Annotated in this window: 2 protein-coding genes; both read right to left on the minus strand. The window is 73.9% G+C overall.

The window, feature by feature from the left end:
* Positions 1–37: 37 nt before the first annotated feature.
* Positions 38–694: a plastocyanin/azurin family copper-binding protein gene (locus G5C60_RS50700; protein WP_165271091.1), complete on the minus strand. Its 657-nt coding sequence runs from the start codon at positions 692–694 to the stop codon at positions 38–40.
* Positions 691–1201, minus strand: a 511-nt coding sequence (locus tag G5C60_RS50705) for a hypothetical protein (protein WP_338146167.1), incomplete at its 5' end; no start/stop codon positions are given. The genes G5C60_RS50700 and G5C60_RS50705, both read right to left, overlap by 4 nt.

The following is a 1201-nucleotide window of genomic DNA, read 5'->3' on the forward strand; positions in this document are numbered from 1 at the left end:
CACCACCCCCGTAGACACCCACCCAACCGCTGGAGGCCTACCGTGCGGAGCGGGAACCCACCAGGAGCAGGCACAGCACCGCCACGCCGGCCACGACTCCGGTCAGGACGAGGAGGCCGTTGAGGGGGCGGGCCGATGAGGCAGGTTCGACGGACTGCGGGGCCGCGGGGACGGCAGCCGCAGCCGATGAGGTCGGCGAGGCGGACGGGGGCGCGGACTTGGCGGGGGACGGGGACTTGGTCACCGGCCGGGTCGATGGCACTCGCGGTGACGGCGCGGGCCGTTGCCCGCTGTCCGTCTCGTGACGCCCGGCCGCCCCCGAATGCGCATGGCTAGGCGCCGCCGACGTCGCCGCGGCCCGCACCACGATCCGCGCCGTCATGTCCGGGTGCACGGTGCAGTAGTACCCGTACGACCCGGGCGTGGTGAACGTGAAGCTCCAGCTCTGCCCCTTGTTCAGCATCGGCGAGTGGATCGACACCGGACCGGACGTGGTCTTCACGTCGTGCGGCGCCGTGTCCTGGTTGGTCCAGGTCACCGTGGAGCCGACCGGGACGGTGAGGGCCGCGGGCCCGTACGCGTAGCCCTTCATCGCCACCCGGTACGTGGCCGCCGCCGACGACCCCGGCACGCCCAACAGCAGCACGAGCAGGGCGAGTACGGCACCGAGTGCCGCCCGCCGCCCCGCCTTCACGCGAACTCCGCGGCAAGCAGCAGCCGCAGCCGCGTGGCCGGACGCAGAAGCGGAAGCCGGAAGCCGGTGGCGCGCCGAAGCAGGCGGTACGGGAGGCGGGCCGCGCCCACCACCAGCAACCGGTCGTCGGCGCATGAGACCACGCGCAGCGGCAGGAGCACGGGGAACCTGACTCCGCGTATGTCGAGGTCGGCGGTCAGTTGCATCTTCCGTCCGCCGTCGAGGGGCTCGACGTGTTCGGAGGTGAGGGAGGCCTTGAGGCTGCCTCGGAGATCGAAGCGGAAGACGGGGCGGAGGACGGGTTGGAGGTCGCCGTCCTCCGGGACCGTCGGCTCCGGGACCGTGAGCGACGCCCCGGCGAGGGTGACGCGACGGCGCCACGTCGTCAACGGGCCGTACCGCGCGGTGAGTTCGACGAGCGAGCGGCCGGGCGCGACGGCGTACCGGCCGGGCCGCGGCAGCCATCCGGGCCCGTCGGGGGAGTCGGGCGGCGGTGGGACGGTGGGC

Origin of the sequence: Streptomyces scabichelini (assembly GCF_011045015.1) — a bacterium.
Lineage (GTDB): Bacteria > Actinomycetota > Actinomycetes > Streptomycetales > Streptomycetaceae > Streptomyces > Streptomyces scabichelini.